The following is a 6,471-nucleotide window of genomic DNA, read 5'->3' as shown; positions in this document are numbered from 1 at the left end:
AGCGGGAGCCAGGTGCGGAATTTGCCGTCGAAGTTGTAATAGGCGAGCTGGACGGCGGGCGCGGTCGGGATCGAAGCGATCTCGCCGATGCCCTTGGCGCCGCGTGCGAGTTCGGATTTGGCGGGCCCCTCGACGATGACCGCCTCGACGTCGGGGGTGTCGGTCGCCTTGAAGAGCCCGAGGGTGCCGAATTTGGCGGTGGGCCTGCCGTGGTCGAGCGGGTAGTCCTCGGTGAGCGCGTAGCCGAGGCTCATGACCACGCCGCCCTCGATCTGCCCCTCGACGCTCACCGGGTTGATCGCCTGGCCGACGTCGTGCGCGGCGATCACCTTGCGGATGCGGCCGTTCTCGTCGAGGTCGACGAGATGGGTCGCGTAGCCGTAGGCGACGTGGCTGACGGGGTTGGGCTTGTCGGAGCCCAGCTTATCGGTCACGCCGAGGTATTCCGCGGAAAATTCCCGGCCCTCGAGCGCGCCGAGGGGGGAATCCGCGAGCGCGGCTTTCAGTTGGAGCGCGGCCTGCCGCGCGGCCTCTCCGGTGAAGAGGGTCTGGCGGGAGGCGGTCGTGTTGCCGGCGTCGGGCGCGAGGGCGGTGTCGGGGGTCTGGTAGGCCACCCGCTCGAGGGGGAGCCCGGTCACGTCGCAGACGATCTGGGTGACGACGGTGCCCATGCCCTGCCCGATGCAGGCGGCGGAGGTGTGGATCTGCACCCGGCCGTCCCTTACGAGCAGGCGGCAGCGCCCCGTGTCGGGGATGCCCACGCCGAGGCCGCTGTTCTTGATCGCGCAGGCGATGCCCGCCCTGGGGTGCGCGTCGTAGTAGGGCTTCACGGTCATCAGCGTCTCGACGGCGGCGGTCGTCTCGTCGGCGATCTGGCCGTTGGGGAGCACCTGCCCGGGCCGGATGGCGTTGCGGTAGCGGATCTCCCACGGGGAGATGCCCGCCTTTTCGGCGAGCAGGTTGAGGTTGCACTCGGTGGCAAAGCAGCTCTGCGTCACGCCGAAGCCGCGGAAGGCGCCCGCGGGGGGGTTATTGGTGTAGTAGGCCTTGCCGTCAATCTCAATGTCCTGGTAGTTATAGGGGCCCGCCGCGTGGGTGCAGGCGCGCTGGAGCACCGGCCCGCCCAGCGAGGCGTAGGCGCCCGTGTCGGAAATAAGCGTCGCCTTCATCGCGGTGAGATAACCGTTTTCGTCGCAGGCGGTCGTGAACTCCATCTCAAAGGCGTGCCGCTTGGGATGGATGAGGATGCTCTCCTTCCGGGTCAGCGCGACCTTGACGGGGCGTTTGGCCGCCAGCGCGAGCAGGGCGGCGTGGTGCTGGACGCTCATGTCCTCCTTGCCGCCGAAGCCGCCACCCACCATCCTGGCGACGACCCGCACCTTTTCGGGCGGCAGGCCGGTCGCCTCGGCGCACTCCTTCTTGGTCTGGTAGATGCCCTGGTCCGCCGAATAGATGACGACCCCGTCCCCGTCGGGCATCGCGAGCGCCGTCTCGGTCTCGAGGAAGGCGTGCTCGGTCGGCGGGGTGGAATAATGGGTGGTCACCACATATTTGGAGCGGCGGATCGCCTCGTCGGCGTTGCCACGCACCAGGTGCTCGTGGGCGAGCAGGTTGCCGGGGGTTTCCTCGTGTACGAGCGGCGCGCCGGGGGCCATCGCCTCGGCGGGGGAGAAGACGCCGGGCAGCTCCTCGTATTCCACCCTGACGAGGGCCTTCGCCCGTTCGAGCGTCTCACAGTCCTCGGCCGCGACGAGCGCGACCGCGTCCCCGAGAAAGTGGGTGATCCCGCCGACGGGGATGAGCACGTCGTAATCCTTCTTGAGATGGCCGACCTTGGGGTTCCCGGGCAGGTCGTCGGCGGTGAGCAGGGCGACGACGCCGGGCAGCGCCCGCGCCTCGGACACGTCGATCGAGAGGACCCGCGCGCGCGGATAGGCGCTGCGCACGGCGCTGCCGAAGCAGAGCCCCTCGACGCGCATGTCGTCGACATATTCCGCGTCGCCCACCGTCTTGGCGGGCGCGTCGACGCGGGGCAGGTTTTCGCCCACCCTGCCGGTGAAGGTGCAGGCGGGGACGGGGATGCCCTCACGGAGGAGCTTCGCGGCCAGCAGCACCGCCTCCTCGATCTTTTTGTAGCCGGTGCAGCGGCAGATGTTGTTTTTGAGCGCCTCCTTGACCTGCGCGCGGGTCGGGTCGGGCACGGCGTCGAGGAGGCCCTTGGCGCTCATGACCATGCCGGGAGTGCAGAAGCCGCACTGGACCGCGCCGCAGCTGGTGAAGGCGTAGGCGTAGACATCCCGCTCGCGGGGGGTGAGCCCCTCGCAGGTGACGATCGATTTGCCGGCGCATTTGGAGGTTTTGAGCACGCAGGCCTTGGTGGCCCTGCCGTCCACGAGGATCATGCAGGTGCCGCAGGCGCCCTCCGAGCAGCCGTTTTTCACCGAGGTGAGCCCGAGCGTCTCGCGCAGGAAGGTGAGGAGCTTTTCGTCCTTTTCGGAGACCACCTGTCTGCCGTTGACCGTCATTGTAACCATCGTACCGTCCTCCATCCGAATTCCGCTGAATGCCGAAAAATAAGTAATACTTTTATAAATCCACCCTAAGTTTATCATGCTGATGGTGGAAAAGCAATAGTCAATTTCGACAAATTCTAAAAAATTTTTAGGTAAAACAAAATTTTTTAAGAAAATCTATTGACTTGCATTTTTCCTGTGCTATGATGGGGTTAAGAACAAAAGTCATACTTGCCCCGGAAGACCGTTTTAACAGGAGGAGAGCAGAGCATGGAACAGATCAAATGGGCGGCGAACCGGATGCCGAAGGGGGACGACCGGGAGCTGTCGGTCATGGCGCTTGAGAATGTGGCGAAGGCGCGCAGATTCCACCAGAGCTTCCCGCAGTATTCGGTGACGCCGCTGGCGCGGCTGGACCGGATGGCGGCGCAGCTCGGGTTGGGCGGGTTCTTCGTCAAGGATGAGTCCTACCGCTTCGGCCTCAACGCCTTCAAGGTGCTGGGCGGGTCGTTCGCGATGGCGCGCTATATCGCCGGAGAGCTCGGCCGGGACGTCTCGGAGATGACCTACGACTACTTCACCTCCCAAAAGCTGCGGGAGGAATTCGGGCAGGCGACCTTCTTCACTGCGACCGACGGCAACCACGGGCGGGGCGTCGCGTGGGCGGCCAACAAGCTCGGGCAGAAGGCTGTGGTCCATATGCCGAAGGGGAGCACCAAAACCCGCTTCGACAACATCGCCAGAGAGGGCGCGCAGGTGACGATCGAAGAGGTCAACTATGACGACTGCGTGCGCATGGCGGCGGCGGAAGCCGCCGCGACCCCGCGCGGGGTGGTCGTGCAGGACACCGCGTGGGAGGGCTACGAGGAGATCCCGGCGTGGATCATGCAGGGCTACGGCACGATGGCGTCGGAGGCGGCCGAGCAGCTCCGCGAGGCGGGCGTCGACCGTCCGACCCACATCTTCATCCAGGCGGGCGTCGGCTCGCTGGCGGGCGCGGTCCAGGGCTACTTTGCAAACCTCTTCCCGGAGAATCCTCCGACAACGGTCGTCATGGAGGCGCAGGCCGCCGACTGCCTCTATAAGGGCGCGGTCGCGGCGGACGGCAAGCCGCGCATCGTGGGCGGCGATTTACAGACGATCATGGCGGGGCTCGCGTGCGGCGAGCCGAACACGATCTCGTGGGAGATCCTGCGCAACCACGCGGGCTTTTTCGTCTCCTGCCCCGACTGGGTCGCGGCCAAGGGGATGAGGATGCTCGGCGCCCCCTGCAAGGGCGACCCGCAGGTCGTCTCGGGGGAGAGCGGCGCGGTCGGCATGGGTCTGGCGGCGGCGCTGATGGAGGACAACACCTACCGCGAGCTGCGCGAGGCGATTGGGCTCGGGAAGGACTCGAAGGTGCTGATCTTCTCCACCGAGGGGGACACCGACCCGGAGAACTACCGGAAGGTCGTGTGGAACGGCGCGAACCCGTCCTATCAATAACGGCTTTCTTTTCTTGAAAGAAAGCCGGCAAAGAAACCGCTTCTCAGGATAAAACGTCTTGCGCCCTGCGGGGCGCGCGCCGGGGCTCCGCCCCGGCACCCCGCCGCCTTTTAAAAAAGGCGGGCGAAAAGTTTTGTGAACAGCAGTATGATTCTATAAGGAGGAAACGACGATGGATTTCAGCAAGATCAAAGAGGCGGCGCAGGGCTACCGCGCGGACATGACCAGGTTCCTGCGGGATCTGGTGGCGATCCCGGGCGAGAGCTGCGGCGAAAAGGGCCACATCCTGCGCATCAAGGAGGAGATGGAGAAGGTCGGGTTCGACGAGGTGGTCATCGACCCGATGGGCAACGTGCTCGGCTATATGGGCGCGGGCGAAACCCTGATCGGGTTCGACGCGCACATCGACACGGTGGGCGTCGGCAACCGCGACAACTGGAACTTCGACCCCTACGAGGGCTATGAGAACGACCTCGAGATCGGCGGCCGCGGCACCTCCGACCAGATGGGCGGCATCGTGTCCGCGGTCTACGGCGCGAAGATCATGAAGGACCTCGGCCTGCTGAACGACAAATACAGGGTCCTCGTCACCGGCACGGTGCAGGAGGAGGACTGCGACGGCCTCTGCTGGGAGTACATCGTCAAAGAGGACCACGTCCGTCCCGCGTTCGTCGTCTCCACCGAGCCGACCGACGGCGGCATCTACCGCGGGCAGCGGGGCCGCATGGAGATCCGCATCGACGTCAAGGGCGTCTCCTGCCACGGCTCGGCGCCCGAGCGCGGCGACAACGCGATCTACAAGATGGCCGACATCCTCCAGGACGTGCGCGCCCTCAACGAGAACGACGCGGCCGCCGGCACGGAGATCAAGGGCCTCGTCAAGATGCTCGACGAGGCGTACAACCCCGAGTGGAAGGAAGCCCGCTTCCTCGGGCGCGGCACCGTGACGGTGTCGGAGATCTTTTTCACCTCGCCGTCGCGCTGCGCGGTGGCGGATTCCTGCGCCGTGTCGCTCGACCGCCGCATGACCGCGGGCGAGACGTGGGAGAGCTGCCTCGAGGAAATCCGGAACCTGCCGGCCGTCAAAAAGTACGGCGGCGACGTGAAGGTCTCGATGTACCAGTACGACCGGCCGAGCTACACCGGCTGCGTCTACCCGATCGAGTGCTACTTCCCGACCTGGGTCATCCCCGAGGACCACAAGGTCACCAGGGCGATGGAAACGGCCTACAAGGGCCTCTACGGCGACAGCCGCGTGGGCGTGCCCGCCAACGAGGCGATGCGCAAGGCCCGCCCGCTGACCGACAAGTGGACCTTCTCGACCAACGGCGTGTCGATCATGGGCCGCAACGGCATCCCCTGCATCGGGTTCGGCCCGGGCGCCGAGGCGCAGGCGCACGCCCCCAACGAGATGACCTGGAAGGATGATCTCGTCCGCTGCGCGGCGGTTTATGCGGCGCTGCCCACCTGCTATTGTGAATAAATCACAAGGAATTTTGGGTTTTGCACTTGCCGCTTCGGAGTGAAAATGCACAAATTTGCGGCGGAATCAAACAAATACAGCTGAAGAACTTGCAATCAATCGCCAATTCATGTATGCTGTAAGGGAAGATATTCGTTAAAATTGCATATAGGATTGGCCGATTTCTGAAAACCATTCAAAATCAGTAAACATTTGTGAAGGAGTTACAGCTATGGATCAGAAATTACAGGCCTATATCGATAAACTTAACAAACTCAACTTCAAAGAGATGTACATGAACGACTTCTTCCTCACCTGGGAGAAGACGGACGACGAGCTCGAGGCGGTCTTCACCATCGCCGATGCGCTGCGCTACATGCGCGAGCAGAACATCTCCACGAAGATTTTCGAGAGCGGGCTGGGCATCTCCCTCTTCCGCGACAACTCCACCCGCACCCGCTTCTCCTTCGCCTCCGCCTGCAACCTGCTGGGCCTCGAGGTGCAGGACCTCGACGAGGGCAAATCCCAGATCGCGCACGGCGAGACCGTCCGTGAGACGGCGAACATGATCTCCTTCATGGCGGACGTCATCGGCATCCGCGACGACATGTACATCGGCAAGGGCAACGCCTACATGCACGAGGTCTCCAAATCGGTCCGCGAGGGCTATCAGGACGGCGTGCTCGAGCAGATCCCGACCCTGGTCAACCTCCAATGCGACATCGACCACCCGACCCAGTGCATGGCGGATATGCTCCACATCATCCACCACTTCGGCGGCGTGGAGAACCTCAAGGGCAAAAAGGTCGCGATGACCTGGGCCTACAGCCCCTCCTACGGCAAGCCCCTCTCGGTGCCGCAGGGCGTCATCGGCCTGATGACCCGCTTCGGCATGGACGTCGTGCTGGCTCATCCCGAGGGCTACGAGGTTATGCCCGAGGTCGAGGAGGTCGCCAAGAAGAACGCCGCCGCGTCGGGCGGCACCTACCGCAAGACCAACTCGATGGCCGA

General features: G+C 64.2%; 4 protein-coding genes. 3 read left to right on the top strand and 1 reads right to left on the bottom strand.

Annotated features, from left to right (window positions below; all coding sequences use genetic code 11):
- The coding region (gene xdh / locus ACZO3G_RS14225; RefSeq protein ID WP_486847355.1) for a selenium-dependent xanthine dehydrogenase at positions 1–2,534 on the bottom strand (2,534 nt) is incomplete at its 3' end.
- Positions 2,535–2,783: 249 nt separating this feature from the next.
- Between xdh and dpaL the strand changes: the two genes are divergently transcribed.
- From dpaL to ygeW, 3 genes are all read left to right on the top strand, one after another.
- A complete protein-coding gene (gene dpaL / locus ACZO3G_RS14220) occupies positions 2,784–3,998 on the top strand; it encodes a diaminopropionate ammonia-lyase (protein WP_276873478.1) in 1,215 nt (404 codons plus the stop codon).
- A 172-nt stretch (positions 3,999–4,170) separates the two neighbouring features.
- The gene (locus ACZO3G_RS14215; RefSeq protein ID WP_276873476.1) at positions 4,171–5,481 is read left to right on the top strand and encodes a YgeY family selenium metabolism-linked hydrolase; all 1,311 of its coding nucleotides are present in this window, start codon (positions 4,171–4,173) and stop codon (positions 5,479–5,481) included.
- Between the two features lie 211 nt (positions 5,482–5,692).
- The coding region (gene ygeW, locus ACZO3G_RS14210; RefSeq protein ID WP_486847354.1) for a knotted carbamoyltransferase YgeW at positions 5,693–6,471 on the top strand (779 nt) is incomplete at its 3' end.

It is taken from the genome of Anaerotruncus sp. (genome assembly GCF_057433415.1).
This window is presented reverse-complemented; position numbering and strand designations above follow the sequence as displayed.